The organism is Microcoleus sp. K1-B1, assembly GCF_036704705.1.
Lineage (GTDB): Bacteria > Cyanobacteriota > Cyanobacteriia > Cyanobacteriales > Microcoleaceae > Microcoleus.
In genome coordinates this window covers 1-18,404 of record NZ_JAUBSH010000080.1, presented here as the reverse complement: position 1 = coordinate 18,404, position 18,404 = coordinate 1, and the positions used below count along the sequence as shown (strand labels likewise).

Sequence of the window (18,404 nt, the reverse complement as noted above, 5' to 3'; positions counted from 1 at the left end):
GGAGATGATATTACGCAGTATAGACCAAAGAAACTGAGTTTTTAACTGTTTCAAAGGCATGCAACCCGTCTTTTCGTACAAGCGGGTTTCTGCGTCCTGGATTGTCCCTAAAAATTGTCACGGTGCATGGAATTCGATCGCCAATATTATGCTCACAAAAGCTGCACCTAAAACCCTGCGTTGGCAACGTTCTAAATATTCGCCACTGGCACGGCAAATAGACATTTTTGCAGCGGCGGGAAAGTTTATGTTTTTTTTGTGGTGGGACGCACTGCTGCAAAATAATTCGCCTCATACTAGAAGAATTCGCGCTCATTGGTTGGTCAATACTTTGCTGAATTTAGGCCCGACTTTTATTAAGATCGGCCAGTCTCTCTCGACTCGCGCGGATTTGCTGCCACTTGAGTATGTGAAGGAACTCGAACAGTTGCAAGATCGGGTTCCTCAGTTTAGTTCCGAAGAGGCGATCGCTCTTGTAGAATCAGAGTTAGGCAAGGATATTTATGCTTTGTACCGCGATTTTGACCCGTCGCCGATTGCTGCTGCGAGTCTGGGACAGGTGCACAAAGCAAGGCTGCACACTGGGGAAGATGTGATTGTAAAGGTGCAGCGTCCGGGTTTGGAAAGTTTATTTGATTTGGATGTGAAGGCGGTGCGCCAAGTGATGCGTTTTTGCGATCGCTATTTGCCTGGGACGCGCAAATATGACCTAGAATCTATTTATCACGAGTTTTTTAAGATTTTATATCAAGAAATTGACTACGTGCAAGAAGGTAAAAATTCCGATCGCTTTAGCCATAATTTTCGAGAATATCCTCAAGTTATTGTCCCGAAAGTCTACTGGCAATACACAACTAAAAAAGTGCTGACTTTAGAATACGCACCAGGCATTAAGGTGGACGACCGCATTAGTTTAGAGGCGATAGGAGTCGATATTGTGAAGCTCAATCAACTCGGAATTTGCTGTTATTTGAAACAGTTGTTAATTGACGGTTTTTTTCAAGCTGACCCGCATCCTGGAAATTTGGCGGTGACAGAAGATGGTAGCTTGATTTTTTACGATTTTGGGATGATGGCTGAGGTGAAGTCTCTGGCTAAAGACCAAATGGTCAAGACTTTTTTTGCTGTGATGAGAAAGGATGCTGACGAGGTACTCAATACTTTAATTTCGATCGGCTTGGTTGAGCCGATGCCGGATATGATGCCGGTACGCAGGTTGATTGCTTTTCTGTTGGATAAGTTTATTGATAAGCCGATCGACTTTCAAGCTTTTAATGAAATTAAGAACGAACTTTACATCATGTTTGAGCAGCAACCGTTTCGCTTACCCGCAGAAATGATGTTTATTGTCAAGTCAGTCACGACTCTCGACGGCATTGCTAGAACTCTCGACCCTAACTACAATTTCTTAGCATCCGCTCAGCCTTTTGTCAAGAGTATTGCGGTGAGCAAGGGGCGGGGAAATGCGATCGGAGAATTGGCAAGGCAAGCGCGAAGTTTTATTACATATAAGTTACGGCAGCCGAGTAAATCGCAAGTTTTTCTCAACCGTTTGGAGCAGCGAATTGAAGAGGGCGAACTGCAAATTAGAGTGCGAAATCTAGAGAGCGAAAGAGCCTTGAAACGCATTAACTTAGCCCTGAAAACTCTAATTTTCGCTTGTTTGACTGGTTTTGTGTTTTTGTCGGGTGCAGTGCTGTTAGTGGGCGGATATCAAACGGGGGCGATCGCAGCTTTTGCGGTTTCGGGATTCGGTGGCTTGTTTCTGTTGCGATCGTTGTTAGACTTGTTGGTTAAGGAAAAGCTCGATCGAATGGTCGATCGATAAATATACTGGGTAATTGGGAAGCGCGATCGTAGTCAGGACATTAGCCCTCATTAAAAAGACTAATGCTGACTCATGTCTCCTGCATTTGTAGGTTATTTAATGCTGCCCAACGCTCATATTCCGATTCTTCAGCCACTAACTCTGCTTCTATCTCTGCTCAATTTTCGTGATAATCAGTGCAGGATAAACCTGCGCTAAGCAGAGATGATCCAATTCTGCTGCTATTGAGTCAGCAATATTACCTTGTTATATAACGCTGTAATTCGCTGCACTAATGTGGCAGTACCTGCAATCATAGGGATACAATTGCGAAGGTGCGGAGCGCGGATAATTAAAGTGGCAATATCCGTTAAAGTTAGCCTAGGTGAATCAGAGGTGAAAAATTAGGTAGCTCTGCATAGTCAGTATAATTAAGGGTTTTAACCGAATCCCGTTGAAGATATTTGGTTACAAGCTAAAAAGTTTTTAAGAAAGTATTGGTATTTATATAGGTCTTTTAAGATTATCAAATTTTTGTTTGAGTTTTTCACCAAGGAACATAAATTTGATTTCCCCAAAATTCATCAGTACGCTTATACATAGAAAATCATTTAGGATTGCTAGAAACCAGGTTTATTGGCAATCTGCCACGTCTATAGTGCGTATTAACCCTCTTTGGTCACTTTCGGCAGAAAATAATCTGGGATGGTTATAGCATAAGACTTTTACCAAAAACTTTGATTTCAGCCATTCTGTTAGAAAATAAATGCTTAAATCCTTACTCTATCTACAGTTGAAAATTTTGCTCAAATTTTTATTTTTCCAGAGTGACAAAAGAGGGTTAATGAATTGTGTAATTCTTGTAGGGGCAATCCCTCCGTGATTGCCCCCGATGTTGAGGGTCAGCCCCCGTGCTGACCCCTACATTTTTTGTACAAATCATTTAGGCTCGCTATAGGATGTTGCAAATACTATCTGGTTAAAATTTACAGTTTCTCCCTGTTCTGCTTTAAATCAACCTAAGAAACGTACTTGTACAGCAGGTGGTTTTGTCTCACCAGCTTTCGGTTCCCCAACTTGAAACGTAACGAAGTCATCACGAAGAGGAGTGTACTGTTTGTCAATTAAATTGCTGGCATGAAAAAATAGTTGTTCTTTTGTGCCAAGTCGAACCAGAAACCCATAGCCTCCCTTAACCACCCAGTTATTTATTTTTCCAATGTTTTCTTGCCTACTATGAAAAATAGCTTCTAAAATTCCCTCTCCTTTGAGACGTATCCCATAATCGATGTCTCTCGCAAGGGCGCAGGCTTTATGTAAGGGCCAGCTAAAGCGACGCTTGTTTAACTCTTCTATGGCTCTTGTTCGTAAATACGTAGGCCAGTTTTTCTTCGTCCAATCAAACAGTTTTTTATTTTCAAAAATAGAATATGTATTGACTAAATTCCATGCTTGTCGCTCTATTGCCCTATTTGAATAAAAAAGAAGTTGTTCCACAAGTTGCTCAGAACATAAATCAGGGTAAGAAGCAAGGGACTTTAATGCTGTGACTTTAACCTGTTCTGAAGGGTCAGCCAGTGCTTTTTCTAAGACTACAGTGGCAATATCAGAAGGTAGATTAGCTAACATTTGGACTACAGCCAATCGAACGCCATGAGGTGAGGATGAGGACATAGCTCTCTGAAGCATCTCCACCTTATGATAGCCAAGAAAAATAAGAGCTTTTATTAAAGCCATTTTGACTCCAGGAGCAATTGCAGGGTCGTCAAATTCAACTAAAGGAAAAATCTTGAAAGCTAAGTTCAAATTTCTAGATAATATTCTATTAATTATTAAAGATTGGATGGCTGGATGCGAGGTACAAAGTGCTCGTAAAGCTACATCTTCTAATTCATTTTGATGTAGTAATGAAACTACCTTCATAATCCTAGCTGCTGGCAGTGATTCTTCGGGGAGAGGATCTGTAGAAAATAAATCTTTAAGGCTCTGTTCACGATGAGAATTTTCGGTGCGGCGTAGTAGTATTTGCACTCCTATTAACCTTACTAAGAAATCTAGGTCGCTAACAACCACTCCAGAAACTTCAGTATCAATTTCACCAAGATTAATAGTTTCAATTCTGCTAATAGCGGCTCTACGTACTTCTACATCAGGGTCTTTTAGTGCTATTTTTAGTACAGATACCGCCCGTTCAGAGCTAAGAACATTAATAGCAACATCCAAAGGAATAGATCTAGATTCTCTAGGCGTATTACATTGTTGCTCCAGATAATTTAGTGCCTCTGCTGACTCCAAGTACCCCAAAGCCTTCGCTATATGATGCGCTAGGTTCGATTGTTGTGACTCTGCTAACTTAATTACAAGTGGCGTAAATTCCACAATCTGGTGTGCGCTGGTAAACTTGATAGCTACTAACTGTTGTGCAAATTCTCCTGATTCTAAAGCTTGCCGAACCTCCTCAGTAATGCCATTAGGAGCATATTGCACTAAAGCATTGCTAGCCACTGTTCGCGCCTCTTCTGGAAGTTTGGGAAGTACCCTAAACACCGCCTGAGTTGCTTCTATCTCATCAAGCGCTGCCATTACCTGTACCGCTATACCTATTTCAGCAATAGAATTCGCCATTAATCGGGAATTAGCTGCATTAAATAATTCTTGAAATAGTTGTTTAGAACGTTGAGAACGGGCTGAGTAGCATCGAGCTGCCCACTTCAAATCCCGCTGTGAAATAAATCGAGTAAGCGTGTCCGCAGAACTGAGTAAACCAGACAATATTTCAATACTACTAGGAGTGGCAGACAGGACTTGAGCTTCTACATTTTGGTCAAAATTTCTTTCGCAAGCGTCTTTCAATCCTAACGCTGTAAAATAATCGAGTGCTGTTTCATGGAAAAACGCAACAAAGCCATCCCCGCGTCTCTCTAAAATACCGCTTTCGATTAGTTTTTTTAGCAAAGATATAGGTGATACCTCCCGATCAAATCTTTGAGTTATATTTGCAAATATATGTAGTATTTTTTCTTCAGATAGTAGAGTTCCTGACTCATCACGAATTGTTTTAGCTAAGTCAACCAGTGCCATACTTTTTATGAGCCTAGATACCTGGTCTCCTTTGCGTTCTTCACGCTCAAATATCTGATTGAACAGTACGCTCATCATTTCTCCCATACTTCGAGGGATACGGATCTCTGGAGGAAGTTCACAGAGAAGCCTACTCATTAGAGGCGTTTTAAATAAAGCCAGAAGTCTTTTGTCGTTTTTAAGGTTCGAGAATAACTTACTGCCTTGTTCCTCTGTTTTAGCGTTTAAGCGTAAAATTTGAGAAACGCCATAAGGAGTTAGAGATTTTAATTCATATACAGGCAGGGGAAGCTGATTATAATAAACTTCCTGTCGTGTAGAAACGACAACTCGACACTTAGGAAAGTTTATTAAAAATGCTTTTAAATCCTGGAGGAATTCCTCGGAATATTTGCGAGCGACTTCATTCAATCCATCAATAAATATCCAGTATTGTCCATCCAATAAGCCTTTTTGAATTTCATCAGACTGAACACCTGGTAAAAATGTGGATAGGTTTGTTGATAACTTGTTTGCATAACCAATTAGATCGGCAGGTAAGTAAATAGGTATTTGTTGTGGGGGAGCTTGCAAAGAAAGAATTTCTCTAGCTAGTAGTGCTGTAACGTGCCTAAAAGTACGCGATTTACCAGCCCCGCCCTCACCTGTTAACACCATTTTGTCTACTTGTTTTATAAGTACAGACACTTCCTCTGGTCCTTTAGGTAAAGGAACTGTAGAGAAAGACTCTGCTTGCATTAGTGAAATGGGTTGAGCATCTATAGAGCTAGGTTGCCACCTTAAGTCAGCTTGCAAACATACATATCGGTCCTAATCTGCTTCTAACTGGGCTACCGACTCTAGATACGATCGGTAAGGCGATGTAGCCAGTTCAAGTACGGCACGATTGGGCTGATGATCTATTGCTAAGATTAGAAGGGCGAGAGTTGTATTGAACAGTGCTGGGATTTGCTCTAAAGAGTAACTTGCACCCTGGTGAGCAACTTCATTCCGAAGCAAAGATACTCTGTAAGCTACTGCTGCAAGACAGTTTTGTTGTGACCAATAAACTGAACAATGTTTCTTATTAGTATAGTTTTCCTCCCAGTGCATTTTAGGAAGCACTAAGCCATGTTCTAAAAGAGACCTCAGATTCTGCCCTTCTAGTTTATTTAGCTGAGTTGCATCTCCTGCATACCGAAGGCGACCAATCGCTTTCAAAGAAGGTTCTATAGTAAGGGTGAGATTGCGGAGGGTTGCATTACGTCCCACAATATCTCCAAAACGGAGGTTCTCGTAATATTCAATAGCTACACCTATATCGTTAGCAAGTCCTTGGTTATTTGGTAGTGCAAGAAATCGCTCAAAGACACTACAAACTGCGGGTAAGTCTGCAAGTGGAATACCCAATGATGAGTTGTAAGGGTGGGCCACGGAAGCGAGGTGTGTCGTTATGTAGCTACTTATAGACATAGTTCCCTACTAAGGTATTAGATTGTAGTGGCTATCAAGTTTGTACTGGAGGACGATGGCAATAGGTGCCGAAGCCCATCAAGCTCCGTAGAGCGCAGCCTACCTATCCAATTTAATGAACTGAGCAACCAGAGCAGGCGTTGGTTTTTATCCAGTCACCCTCCCGAACAAATCTTTCAAGTCTTTCTCATACCCTTCTAGATTATAACCTCTAAGGGTTTCATGAGGGTTGTTACCCCCCCCAAGCCAGGTCTATGACTACTGTATTCAAACCTTGGGTTATCCGAAAGCTGCTTTTTTAGGAAAGATCCAAACCATTACGGCATGAGTAATTTTTCATCTAAAATCTAAAATCTAAAATCTAAAATCGTATGACTTTAGGTAGGGGCGGAGTCTCAAAGCACGAAGTTATACTCCTAAAATATATTAAACGCGATCGCCCGCCCCTACAAAAAATGTACGCCCAAACATTGCTAAAACCAGACGGCCGCCCACTCACACTGTACAGTCGCTACCCAATCCCAGAAGGTATCGCGGCCGTAAGTCCCAGCAATGAACCCGTAGAGGCAAACCCCCACTTTCGCTGGCATCCTTTGCGGGGGGAATGGGTAGCATACGCCAGCCACCGTCAGGGAAGAACTTTCATGCCGCCGCCAGAATACAACCCGCTGGCAGCTACAATTAACCCTAAGTTTCCGACAGAATTGCCGCCGGGAGATTACGATGTAGCAGTGTTTGACAACCGCTTTCCATCGCTGACTTTGCAAGCAAAAAACGCGCCAGCAAATATTGTAGAAACTTTGCCAGCTAAAGGCATTTGCGAAGTCGTTGTTTTCACTCAAGATCCGCTGGCTTCCCTCGGCGCTTTGGAGTTAAGTCACTTAGAATTGTTGTTAGAAGTATGGGCCGATCGCACTTCAGTTATTGGCAGCAATCCCGAAATTCAATACGTCTTGCCCTTTGAAAATCGCGGCGTCGAAGTCGGAGTAACTTTGCACCATCCCCACGGTCAAATTTACGCTTATCCGTTCGTGCCACCGGTGCCGGCACGGATGTTAGAATGTCAATCGGTTTACTATCAAAAAAACAGTAGCGGTTTGCTGCAAGATTTGATTCAAAAAGAGATTTCCGACAAACAGCGAATTATTTATTTAGACGAAGAGGCGATCGCCTTTGTCCCTGCTTGTGCCCGCTACCCTTACGAAGTGTGGATTGCCCCGATCGCCCCCGCTGCTACATTTGTCGATTTGACGGAAAAACAGCGCCAATCACTCGCTAAAGCCTTAAAAACAGTCACCCTTAAATACGACGGTTTGTGGCATCGCCCATTCCCTTATTTGATGGCTTGGTTTCAAGGGCCCACAGACGGGAAACCCCATCCAGAAGCGCATTTGCACGCCCAATTTTATCCGCCCTATCGATCGAGCGATCGATTAAAATACCTCGCAGGAACCGAACTCGCCGCCGGAATGTTTGCCAACGACGCTTTACCCGAAGAAAAAGCTAAAGAATTGCAAGCAGTATCTATCGATTTTAGATTTTAGATTTTAGATTTTAGAGATTGTAGATTTTAGATTTAGCAAATGTTAACTAAAATCAGTGATTTTCTGCCTTCTTCCTTCTTCCTTCCCCCCTTCTGGGGCAGGGGGAGTTGACTTCTTTCTTCTTCCTTCTTCCTTCTTCCTTCTTCCTTCTTCCTTCTTCCTTCTTCCTTCTTCCTTCTTCCTTATTTCCTATATGATAAACTCATTAAACCCAGAAGTTGAAAGCAAACTCGAATTCATCCGCAAAGCCTTAACCGAAACAAAAGCGATCGCCCTTCGTTTGCGCGGTACAGACTGGTTTGCCTGGGTCACAGCCGGCGGTTCCCATACAGTATTGCTAACCGCAGAAACCGGAGTTGCAGAAATATTAATTACCGCCGAAAACGCTTGGGTTCTCACCGATGAAATCGAAGCTCAACGCTTGCAGGACGAGGAATTGCCAGCTAACTTTCAAATGCACATCTATCCTTGGGCAGACGTTGCACAGCGCGAAGCTTTTGTCAAAGAAATTACTGGTGGCGGTAACGTTATGAGCGATCGGCCAAATTCCCAAGAAATGCCAATAATCGCATCTTTACAGTCTCGCAAACAGACAATGATGTCAAGCGAATTAGAGCGATACCGACGAGTCGGGCGTCTAGCCAGCGAAGCGATGACAGAGGTACTTTCTGCTGCCAAACCCACATGGACAGAATATCAGCTAGCGGGAGCCGGTGCAGAGGCATTGTGGGCGAGAGGTTTGCATCCAGCCCTGACATTAGTTGCTGGAGAAAGGCGTTTGCCACTGTACCGCCACGCCACAGCAACCGCCGAACAAATTGGACGACAAGCAATGTTAGTATTTTGCGCGAGGGGATGGGGTTTGTATGCAAATTTAACTAGATTTGTCTGTTTCGATTTTCTTGGGGAAAAGCATTCAGAGTTGCACCGAAAAGTCAGAGAAATTGAAGCAGCGGCGCTAAATTTTTGCCGACCGGGAGTAACGCTAAATGCAGTTTATGATAAGCTTAAAACTGCTTACGAAGAGCACGGATATCCTCAAGCAATTGCGGAACACCATCAAGGCGGAACTACCGGATACTTGGCGCGGGAAATTGTGGCGAATCCGGCTACTTCAGATATTTTGGCAGAAAATATGGCTGTGGCTTGGAATCCGAGTTTGTCGGGAGCAAAAATTGAGGATACGTTTTTAATTCACCGCGATGGAACGTTGGAAAATTTGACTTTTGATCCGAATTGGCCGAGTGTAGAAGTCGCCGGAAGGTTGCGCCCTGTGCCGCTGGAAATATGGGACGATCGACCTTAATCAATCTCAAGCAGTACCGATCGATCGCAACGCGCTACGACAAACGCGCTGCAAACTTTTTAGGTGCAATTTATCTGGCCGGTTCTGTCATTTAGCTTAATTTAGGACACGCCCTAGAGGAAAAAAGGAAACTACCCTACAAAACGCATTAAATTGAGTTGCGATCGCCGTACTTAATGTTTTGTTACATACTTATGATTTTTCCCACCAATGTCTTGGTAAAATATTTTTCAAAACCGGGAAAGTCTCACTCCCTATTGGTTTGGATCGGAACGATAGCAGCAGGTGGCGGAAGTTCCCCTCACTCTACCCCAGAACCCTGTCTTTTAGTCTGCAGTTTCTAGTTCCTCTAATTCTTGCGTAGACTGCCATCCAGCTTGCCAGAGCGATCGGTCTTTGAGCTGTGCGGCGTTCAGCCAAAAACGCACATTTGGATCGCAAGCCGCCACCATTTCTGCAAATACCCATTTACCTTCGTTTTTTCGGTTGACCACTTGAAAGTGTCGCCACCCCCAAGTTTTTTGGTGTGAAGTCCATCGGGAACCCACTAAATAAGGAAATTTTTGTTTTTTGCTCACAGTATTGTTGTGGAAAAATATATTAGAAAGCAAGTGAATTGTAATATAGCCATCCTAAATCCTTTGTGTCATTCTTGTAGGGGCAAACCCCCCGTGGTTGCCTCCATGAGGCCAGGGTAGGCAAAGAAAGGCACTATCCCTACATCTTGCTACGACTCCTGCAAGGATTGCTATAACTCCTTCTGTTTGATGATATTAATTCCCTATTAAAGCTCGTCCAATCCTCTCCCCCTCTCCCCTTGTCTCGAACATACCAAATAATATAGAGCCGCTGCTGCTTACATGAAAGTTCACCTAAACTCTATCTGCAAGTAGATGCGTTTATTGTAACTTGCAGCAGTTTCGCATCGGGAGTCAAAAGTAAGGGCAGTTCAATGACTGCCCCTGTAATTAGTTATACCTATTGAATAGGATAATTTTTCAGGCGATCCACAAATAGCAAATTTATCCAGTACGAGCTAAATCGTGAATCTCAAATCTAAAAGCAAATAACCCAGGTTATAGTTGTGCACAATAATCCCTTCTGTGAAACTTACTCAAATCTACTTTGAGAGCAGGTTTGACGTTCACTTCCTGTTTCTACCAAGGCGGTCGGCCGCTTCTTGTCCACAGGCGTGTTTTCGAGCCCAACTTTCCCTACAAACATTTTTTCAATCTTAATCGTGTTTCATTGATCCTGTACAGCTCAATAAAAACGCACTTTTAGGTAAGATTGACTAATTTCTTTGATTCTGTCGCTACCTCTTGATTACTTCCGGGTTAAGGCTTTTGACCTGATAAGTCCAGAGGAAGTTGGGGAAGCCGGAGGCGAACCGCATTTGTTTGCAGCCAGAGAGTGATGGCGTGCTTCCGTTGCGGAGTCACGTACTCTCCCGGTCGGATCACGCCAGCACAGACACCGATGTTTTTCATAAGGGTTTCTCGCTCCGATGAACTTGCACCCTGTAGCAACCTGACTTGGGCTTTGATAAAATCCACGTTCATAGCTGAAAGTAAAAGTAAGTAAAGAACTCAGTTAAATAGCGATGCTTTGCTTCCGATTGTAACTCTAAAACCACTTGGTATGAATCAAATTGATTCAACATCCCCATCCTGGGGATCGGGGCGTCTAGAGCTAGCCAACTTTATTTACTTTATCTGTTTTTGCTAGCAAAAGTGTCACTATGCTAGCAGTTTTGGCAGAATTATTTATAGTTAAGAACTGTTACAAATTTGGCTCGATTTCCACAATACGGCAGAGTTTAGTGCTAACGCTACTTTCCTGAACTCAAAAAGTTCAGCATAGTCTCTAACTCCTTGCCTTCCTAGGTTTTAGACTCTCGGATTGGGAAGCGATCGCTCCGGGAACATTCCTCTGCGATCGCCCCTCTTAACACCCGGACACCGCCACATCACCCTATTGATTTAGATCGTCCCGTAGACTTGGCTGTGGACTATAACTTCAGGCATACGTGTTGTTACCGGGGCTACAATAAGCGAGCAAGTTTTTATTCTTGTTTCTCAAGGAAATATTTTTTGGATTTTCTTGCAAATCCCTTATTTGTGTTAATTAAGGCAGCTTTGTGATCTCCGGGCCAACGAAGACTCGCAGCTTGCGAATCCAGATATTTTGTGCTGTGTGGCGGTGAATCTGTTTCCTGAATTCATTGGGGGCGATCGCTCCTCCGCGAGAATTGCCAGTAACGGCTCATTTTGTATACTTCATAACAGATCCGTCACTGTTCATAATTTAAAAATAGTACAAGTTTAAACAGTCTTCCATCCGTCGATCGCTCCTAATAGCCCACGAAGAGGGATAAAAAAACTTCACTCTACATACCCAATTGTTTAAGGCGATTTTGCCTTAGCCATTTGCCTGAGATAGCAATCCGATATAGCCAAACTTGCTGACCATTTAAGTTAAAGCAAAGTATAAATTAAACTGATAAACATACCAAAAAAAATCCACAAATAAACTGTCTTAGATCATCTAAGATTAACTTATTTAGGACTTATTCATGATTTTTTGAAATATTTTAATACCAATGCTTATTTTTAATAACAACTCATTTGTGATCACGAATTTCTTGATGGTGCCCGCCACGTGATTTATCCGTGGAATCAATCCAAAATCTAAAATCTAAAATCCTCAAGCCCCCGGATTTATCCGTGGGGTAAATCTAAAATCTAAAATCTAAAATCTAAAATCGATTGATGGTGCAGGTGCCGATTTAGGGAACTTTAGACGTGAATTTAAAATATTAATTAACCGGGGTTGCACAATTTGAGGCATTGTGGGGAGTAGGGTTAGGCGTCTCGCCTGCTCTGAAAATACAAGCCTTCGGGCTCATGGGTTGCTCGCAAAAAAACTTAAATTATCACGCTATTATGCAACCCCCATTAACAGCTCATACGATATCTTTTACCCTACAAAAACTAACCTACCAGGCAGCATATAAAATCCCCTCGCGCAGAAGCTGGGGAGGGGAAATGGTGAATAAAATTATTTGTTTTAAATTATCGATGTGTAGATCTCTTTTTGCAGTATCAAGAGGTATCGATCAAGCGAACGACCCATGTTGGTCACTCGCTAAGATAATTTCCCGGTGGGAAACCGAGAAATTATCAACTAAATCAACCTTTTTTCTGCTGGCGTTGGAGCTTTGTTTTCCAATTGGCGATCTCCTTCTGAGCCGGCTGATAACTCTTAGTACCCGACGGCACAAGCGAAGCAGCTTCAACTGCCTCTTTCAGCTTTCCTTGAGAGCCGCGCAACTGAGCAATTTTGAGAATACTTTCGCTCCACTCTCCAATTAACTGTTGAGCTTCTGCATACTTCGGCTGACCGGGTTCAATTTTATTAGCTTGCTGGATGCCTTTACTGTAAGAAGAGGCAACCCCCCGCTTAATTTGACCCTTAGCAGCCGATAGCAAAGCAATATTTACATCCTGGTCTTTGGATAGCTCCTCCCACTGAGCGATCGCCTCTTTCGACTGATTGTAAACAGGCTTATTGACATCCGGCATCAATTTAGCCGCGCCGATCGCCCCCTGGAAATCGCCCCTCGCAGCCCGCCCGTTAGCTATATCCAAAATCGTTAAACTCCAGCGCTCAATATCCTGCTGAGCCTGCGGGTAGAGCGGATCGCTAGCCGGAATAGTTCGAGCCTTAACCACCGCTCTATTAAAACTAGAAGCCGAACCATCCTTGAGGAAAGTTTTCGCCTCAGCCCACACCTGCTGGCTCGATGGTGGCTGCTTGGTTCCAGTCCCTGCTTGCACCGCCCGCGGTTGGTTCTGTGACCCCCCAGTACCAGTCAATTTTTGAGATCCAGAGTTTTGGGCATTTTCAGCAGGCGATCGAGGATCTCCTTCCTGCTGACCAATAAAAATTGATTTGTTCGTCACAAAAACACCCAACAGCAGCACCAAAGCCGTAGCTGAACTCCATAAAACTAGCTGCTGCAAAAATGACTTATCCGACCCCCCGTTAGGCTCATCCTCCGGCTTTTGCAAGTTCGGTCGATCGTCCCCCCCATCAGCAGGGGCCACAGCATTCGGCTGCGACACAGGCGGCATCTCAACCGACGAATCCTGAGCGTTGCGAACTGCCGGAGGCAGATCCATTCGAGCCGTAGCCGTCGTCATTTGCGGGCGATCGAAACCATCAGCCGTAGCAACCGTCATATTGCCGTTGCGTCCCGCCAACGCAGCAGTTGGTACCCCTGAAGCGTCGGGCAAAATCACCAAATTAGCCTTTCCCGGAGGATTCACCACCATCAAAGGCTCTTGTTTCGGACGCAAATGGTGGTCACACAGCTCCGGCAGTCGATCGCTCAAAAAACGGTCTAAACCCTTAATCGTCATGCACTGTCCCGATCGCAGCCCCTCCAAAAGCGCCGTCGTAAAAAACCCCTGACGCAAAGCCGAAGTTTCCCGCGAAACTTGATTCGGGCGGCAAGAAAGCACCGTCGGTATTTCCATTTGCCGCGCCAGCTCGACCGTTTGAGAGCCGATCGTTTCCCCCGCTTTCACAATCTGGCTGCGGTTCATATCAACCAGCACCAACACCGTTTCCGTAGGAGCCTTTTTCAGAGTATTCAACAGCAACTCTACCGGAATCCCCGTACCCTGAATGTCAGCCGGATTACCGTCAATCGGCATCAAATAATCCTTACCTTCATAACTGACACCGTAGCCGCTAAAAAAACACCAGAGTAAATCTCCCTGTTGCACATGTTCCGCGCATAAACTTTGGGTCAATCTCAGAATATTTTCCCGATTTGGATATGTAGATTGACCCCACAGCGACGGCGAGCTATCGGTCATCAGCAGACATCCATCCGGCGCAAAACCCGCCTCCTCAGTCAAAAAACCGTACAGAGCCTCTGCATCCTCTTGGGCATAACTCAAAGGCTGGAGTAACTGATATTGATTGATGCCTATTGCAATACAAGCGTGATTTTTCATCCCCATATGCCCTATATATATAGTGGACAGCTTGCACAAAACGATAACACATACCCGTTTAAGGTTATACCCACTTTAGCCAGCCCTCAAAGAGCAGTTGTCTGCAGGCAGAACTCCCAACAAGCCCCCAAATTTAGCATCCTAGAATTTTTAATTTTTATATTTCCGTAAAAAATTCTACCCTGTGCCTGCCTTTAGAAAAATAAAGTTAAATTGGATACACAGGCCCGTCTATTTGAGTCTAATTTTCACCAAACTAAACCAAAAAGGAATAACCCGCCAATGGTCTCTACCGCCAAAAAAGAAATCTCCCCCCACAGCGAATCGCCACTGAAGCAAAAGCATCCTAAAACTCACAGCCACTATAGGTTTCAAGATTTTTTTGCCTTCGATCGCCAGATGGGTACAATTGACGACTGGAATCAATCGCGCAACATTTTTACCAGCGAAGACTTCATTATCGGTTTGGTGGAGGGGCTCGAAGAAGAAGTCGGCCCTGCGTCATCTGTCATCATGTATACTATTGGTTGCCAGTGGGGACTTCAAGATTCCGAATTTTTTCAAAAATGGTTTAGTGCCGAATTCAGCCAGAACATTCGCCAGTCAAATCTCATGTTTCTGCTAGAAACTTGGTGGTGGCCTTTCACGGCTCAAGGTTGGGGTCGCTGGGAAGTAGACATGAGCGATCGCAAACACGGCTGCATCTTCATCAACCTTTTTGACTCAGCAGTTGCTCGCACATTGGGAGACGTAGGCAAACCGGTTTGCCACCTATACGCCGGTTTGTTCGCCGGTTTCTTCGGCTCTTTAGTCAAAAAGCCTCTGAGCTGCATAGAACTCCAATGTTACTCAATGGGAGAAACTTATTGCAAGTTCCTGCTTGGCAACCCAGATAAAATTGATGCAGCAGCATTCTGGCTCAACGAAGGTGCCAACGCCCGCGATATTCAAAATCGACTGCAACACGGTGAAATATTGCGGTAAACAACCTGGAAAGGCACATCCCCTGCCCTGCCTTTCCTCCCACCAATTTCGCGATCGAAAGTGCGATGGTGGATTTCTCCAGGCAGGAAGAAAGATGAAAAGTCAAACTTCATGGTTGGACCAATCTGTCCAAGAATTCTTTGGTCACTATAATTGGCTGGGAAAATCTTTAGAAACCCCCAATGGCTCGACCCCCGGTCAACTTCTGAGTTTAACCCAGCCAGTAGCAGACTTTTTTCAAGCTATTTCTTGGGAAGGAATTCCGGAAGTAGGTGCCCTACCCCTACCGCCACCCTTGCCAGTAATTTCTATTTCTGAACAAGCAGAAGTCACAATTGATGACCTATTCGACCTGTTTTAATCGGTGCAGGGAATAGAAAATGAAAAATAGGGCAATCCCTCATCCCTCTTCCCTCACCCCTCTTTACTCATCCTTCAAAATCCATTAGTTAAATCCGTTAAATCCCGTACATTGCTCGTTGCCGAACTTCCTTCCTTTTATCAATTACCGATTACCACTTAATTAAAATCATGCACCCTGAGATTGAGGCGCTGCTGGATCAGGCCGAAAACCGCTTTTTAAAAGGCGAAGAACTCATAGCTTTTAAGCGTCAAGCTGTAACCCTTGTCCAGCGCTTAAAAATCTACGAATTTTTGCGAGAGAAGGAAGCAAGCATCTTCCAACCAGTAGCCAACAAGCTACAAGAAACTTTCCCCGACGAAAAACAAGAAACCTTAGAACGATCGCTCAAACACTGGGTGTTAGTCTTGCGGTACTGCGCTATGGCTATGCTGCTGAACGATCAAAATTTTCTCGAACAGCGCCTTGTAGACTGGCTTTCCGGCATAGTCGAAGCCCACCAAACTCACAAAATAGAAGCAACTGTTTGCAATCTGCTGCAAACTCGTTTAAAAGAATTGCTTTCCGAGCAAGCCCGGGCTATATTGCAACCATTTTTCGACCAAGCACAGTCAATTATTATTGACCAAGGTAATAAATAATCAGCTTTATTTCCAATTTCCAATTCCCGATTCCCAATTCCCAATTCCCGATGATTAATATTGCCGACTTACTCAAACAGCCCCGACTCCCTGGAAACTACTTTGCCAGCGATGCCTACGTCCGAGGCGACCTCGAACTTGGCCTCCTCGAAAACCGCCGGGGTGATCGGCTCTTAGCACTCCCAGAAACACTGATTCAAGCCATTTATATCGGCTTAGAACAAGAAACAGGTCAAGCCTCCCGCCTCGTGCTTTTCAACTGCGGTCGCTGGTGGGGTAAAAACTTCTACGTGCGTTTTTGCGAAGAAGTCAGCGAATACTACGGTCAGCCAGTTTCTGAAATGGAAATGGTAGAATTTATTCAGTCCTTACAGCAGTGTTGGAAAACTCATGGATGGGGAACATTTGAATTTGATCCCAGCTATTCCGAACATGGATTTTTAATAGTAAAAATTGCTAACTCTCTTTTTGCTAAAACAGCCCCCAAGTCTAAGCGACCAGCCTGTTTTTTAGAAGCAGGTATTTTAAGTTCGTTCTTTAGTCAGCTCACAGGTCGAGAACTTCACTGCCTGCAAACATCCTGCGAATCATTGGGTTCGGACTGCAACCGCTTTATTTTAGGGCTGCGCGATCGCCTCCAACCAGTAGATTCTATGGTCGAAGAAGGAAAAGACCATGAAGCTATTCTCAGTCAACTTTTCCAAAAAAACTGACTTATTTGACAGCTATTACTTTGTTGCTAATAGCTGTCAAATCGCTTGTTTGGTAGCCATATTATCCACCGTATCATCAAAACTGTGAGTTAAATTATAAAAAAGCTCCTCAGTCAAAAAATCATGTTTTAGCAATTTAAATAAAACCTGATTATAACTAGCAGCTAGAAAATTCATAACTTACTCTAGAAATTCATAAAATTTAAAAGCAATCAAAACCTCAAACATTTTGCTAGAACTTAATGGACGCCAATGAACTTCTAACTCGATATGCAGCCGGCGAAAGAGATTTTAGACTGGCAAATCTGCGCGGCATTGTGTTGAGTCCGATCGATTTATACCGTTCCAGCGATGCCCCAACTCTAATTTTGGCAAACCTCAACCAACACCAGCAACGACCCTACTTAATCGGTGCTAACCTCAGCGGGGCCGACCTCACCAAAGCCCATCTGAGCCGAGCCAATCTCAGCAAAGCTGACCTCAGCGGAGCCAATCTCACCGGCGCCAACCTCATGGCAGCCAGTCTGAGTGGAGCCAATCTCATCGAAGCCAATCTCACCGGCGCCAACCTAGCCGGATCTCACCTGAATTGGGCAAACCTGACCGGAGCAATTCTTCCCCATGCTAATCTCATAGGTGCAGATATGAGCGCCGCTAACCTCACCAAAGCCGTTCTCACTCAGGCCAATCTCAGTAAAGCCTATCTGATTAAAGCCAATCTCAACGGAGCAAACTTCAAAGATGCTTACTTAAGTCTAGCGAGTCTGAAAGAGGCAGACTTGACCGAAGCACAGCTCACCGGAGCAGAATTATCCAAAGCCAACCTAGCCGGAGCCAACTTAACCCGTGCTAACCTCAGCAAAGCCAACCTGTTGAAAGCTAATCTCAGGCGAGCTAACCTCACTCAAGCCTATTTAAACGGCGCGTGCTTAAGCGGATCAGACCTTAGCGAAGCTTGCTTGGATAGAGCCAATTTGTGCAAAGCAGACCTCAGCAAAACCTACCTGAGAAACATTACTTTGAATGGCAGCCACTTAAGCGGTATTAACCTCAGCGGGGCCGATCTGGGCGGTGTAGACTTGAGCCGCAAACTTTTAACTGGAATTAATATGGCAGAGGCATTGTTGAACGAAGCCAACTTGAGCGGTGCTTATCTGATGGAAGCTAACTTGAGCGGGGCCAACCTCAGCAAAGCCAACTTGAGTCTAGCCTACTTGCTCAATGCCGACCTTTCTAATTCTTGCCTGCATGAAATTAACTTGAGCAAAGCTAACCTGAGTAAAGCCAACTTGCAGAAAGCTGACTTGACAGGAGCCAACCTCCGGGGAGCGATTCTCACTGAAGCGGATTTGACGGGAGCGAAGTTGATTGGAGCCACTCTTCCTAACGGCACAGTTTATCGGCGTTAACTCTTGAAATACTCACCGGGCTAAAGCCGCGGTGATTCTTGACGCTTCATCGGGTTTTGCTAATCGTTGCTAGTCTTAC

The 18,404-nt window shown here is 44.3% G+C and carries 13 protein-coding genes; 8 read left to right on the top strand and 5 right to left on the bottom strand.

Annotated features, from left to right (window positions below; translation table 11 throughout):
* The first annotated feature begins 148 nt into the window (after positions 1-148).
* Positions 149-1,828 carry an AarF/ABC1/UbiB kinase family protein gene (locus QUA83_RS23210; protein ID WP_333296187.1) on the top strand — a complete coding sequence of 560 codons (1,680 nt, stop codon included), beginning with the start codon at positions 149-151 and terminating at the stop codon, positions 1,826-1,828.
* A gap of 993 nt (positions 1,829-2,821) precedes the next feature.
* Here the strand turns inward: QUA83_RS23210 and QUA83_RS23205 are convergent.
* Positions 2,822-5,626 (bottom strand): hypothetical protein, encoded by a 2,805-nt coding sequence (locus tag QUA83_RS23205; protein WP_333296165.1) that lies wholly within the window; start codon positions 5,624-5,626, stop codon positions 2,822-2,824.
* A gap of 72 nt (positions 5,627-5,698) precedes the next feature.
* Positions 5,699-6,340, bottom strand: a complete 642-nt coding sequence (locus tag QUA83_RS23200) for a hypothetical protein (RefSeq protein ID WP_333296161.1) — start codon at positions 6,338-6,340, stop codon at positions 5,699-5,701.
* Between the two features lie 371 nt (positions 6,341-6,711).
* On the opposite strand from QUA83_RS23200, the gene galT reads away from it, so the two are divergent.
* Positions 6,712-7,884: a galactose-1-phosphate uridylyltransferase gene (galT, locus tag QUA83_RS23195; protein WP_333296160.1), complete on the top strand. Its 1,173-nt coding sequence runs from the start codon at positions 6,712-6,714 to the stop codon at positions 7,882-7,884.
* Positions 7,885-8,077: 193 nt separating this feature from the next.
* Positions 8,078-9,190 carry a M24 family metallopeptidase gene (locus QUA83_RS23190; RefSeq protein ID WP_333296158.1) on the top strand — a complete coding sequence of 371 codons (1,113 nt, stop codon included), beginning with the start codon at positions 8,078-8,080 and terminating at the stop codon, positions 9,188-9,190.
* 326 nt (positions 9,191-9,516) lie between these two features.
* Here QUA83_RS23190 and QUA83_RS23180 read toward each other — a convergent pair whose 3' ends face one another.
* From QUA83_RS23180 to QUA83_RS23170, 3 genes are all read right to left on the bottom strand, one after another.
* A complete protein-coding gene (locus tag QUA83_RS23180) occupies positions 9,517-9,768 on the bottom strand; it encodes a TIGR02450 family Trp-rich protein (protein ID WP_242725377.1) in 252 nt (83 codons plus the stop codon).
* A 759-nt stretch (positions 9,769-10,527) separates the two neighbouring features.
* Positions 10,528-10,680, bottom strand: a complete 153-nt coding sequence (locus tag QUA83_RS23175) for a hypothetical protein (protein WP_333119930.1) — start codon at positions 10,678-10,680, stop codon at positions 10,528-10,530.
* 1,701 nt (positions 10,681-12,381) lie between these two features.
* Positions 12,382-14,217, bottom strand: coding sequence for a caspase family protein (locus QUA83_RS23170; protein ID WP_333296155.1), 1,836 nt, complete (start codon positions 14,215-14,217; stop codon positions 12,382-12,384).
* A gap of 282 nt (positions 14,218-14,499) precedes the next feature.
* On the opposite strand from QUA83_RS23170, the gene QUA83_RS23165 reads away from it, so the two are divergent.
* The 5 genes from QUA83_RS23165 (at position 14,500) to QUA83_RS23145 (ending at position 18,325) form a co-directional block, all read left to right on the top strand.
* On the top strand, positions 14,500-15,201 hold the full coding sequence (locus QUA83_RS23165; protein WP_333296154.1) for a V4R domain-containing protein: 702 nt from the start codon (positions 14,500-14,502) through the stop codon (positions 15,199-15,201).
* A 94-nt stretch (positions 15,202-15,295) separates the two neighbouring features.
* Positions 15,296-15,562 (top strand): hypothetical protein, encoded by a 267-nt coding sequence (locus tag QUA83_RS23160; RefSeq protein WP_333042386.1) that lies wholly within the window; start codon positions 15,296-15,298, stop codon positions 15,560-15,562.
* A 170-nt stretch (positions 15,563-15,732) separates the two neighbouring features.
* Positions 15,733-16,203 carry a phycobilisome protein gene (locus QUA83_RS23155; protein ID WP_333296153.1) on the top strand — a complete coding sequence of 157 codons (471 nt, stop codon included), beginning with the start codon at positions 15,733-15,735 and terminating at the stop codon, positions 16,201-16,203.
* Positions 16,204-16,253: 50 nt separating this feature from the next.
* Positions 16,254-16,916: a V4R domain-containing protein gene (locus QUA83_RS23150; RefSeq protein WP_333296151.1), complete on the top strand. Its 663-nt coding sequence runs from the start codon at positions 16,254-16,256 to the stop codon at positions 16,914-16,916.
* A 242-nt stretch (positions 16,917-17,158) separates the two neighbouring features.
* Positions 17,159-18,325 (top strand): pentapeptide repeat-containing protein, encoded by a 1,167-nt coding sequence (locus QUA83_RS23145; RefSeq protein WP_333296150.1) that lies wholly within the window; start codon positions 17,159-17,161, stop codon positions 18,323-18,325.
* The last annotated feature ends 79 nt before the right edge of the window (positions 18,326-18,404 follow it).

What these genes read in the sequence shown, in the direction of transcription:
- QUA83_RS23210 (WP_333296187.1), top strand. Translation starts at nt 149, where the DNA reads ATGCTCACAAAAGCTGCACCTAAAACCCTGCGTTGGCAACGTTCTAAA.
- QUA83_RS23205 (WP_333296165.1), bottom strand. Translation starts at nt 5,626, where the DNA reads ATGCAAGCAGAGTCTTTCTCTACAGTTCCTTTACCTAAAGGACCAGAG.
- QUA83_RS23200 (WP_333296161.1), bottom strand. Translation starts at nt 6,340, where the DNA reads ATGTCTATAAGTAGCTACATAACGACACACCTCGCTTCCGTGGCCCAC.
- galT (WP_333296160.1), top strand. Translation starts at nt 6,712, where the DNA reads ATGACTTTAGGTAGGGGCGGAGTCTCAAAGCACGAAGTTATACTCCTA.
- QUA83_RS23190 (WP_333296158.1), top strand. Translation starts at nt 8,078, where the DNA reads ATGATAAACTCATTAAACCCAGAAGTTGAAAGCAAACTCGAATTCATC.
- QUA83_RS23175 (WP_333119930.1), bottom strand. Translation starts at nt 10,680, where the DNA reads ATGAAAAACATCGGTGTCTGTGCTGGCGTGATCCGACCGGGAGAGTAC.
- QUA83_RS23170 (WP_333296155.1), bottom strand. Translation starts at nt 14,217, where the DNA reads ATGAAAAATCACGCTTGTATTGCAATAGGCATCAATCAATATCAGTTA.
- QUA83_RS23165 (WP_333296154.1), top strand. Translation starts at nt 14,500, where the DNA reads ATGGTCTCTACCGCCAAAAAAGAAATCTCCCCCCACAGCGAATCGCCA.
- QUA83_RS23160 (WP_333042386.1), top strand. Translation starts at nt 15,296, where the DNA reads ATGAAAAGTCAAACTTCATGGTTGGACCAATCTGTCCAAGAATTCTTT.
- QUA83_RS23155 (WP_333296153.1), top strand. Translation starts at nt 15,733, where the DNA reads ATGCACCCTGAGATTGAGGCGCTGCTGGATCAGGCCGAAAACCGCTTT.
- QUA83_RS23150 (WP_333296151.1), top strand. Translation starts at nt 16,254, where the DNA reads ATGATTAATATTGCCGACTTACTCAAACAGCCCCGACTCCCTGGAAAC.
- QUA83_RS23145 (WP_333296150.1), top strand. Translation starts at nt 17,159, where the DNA reads ATGGACGCCAATGAACTTCTAACTCGATATGCAGCCGGCGAAAGAGAT.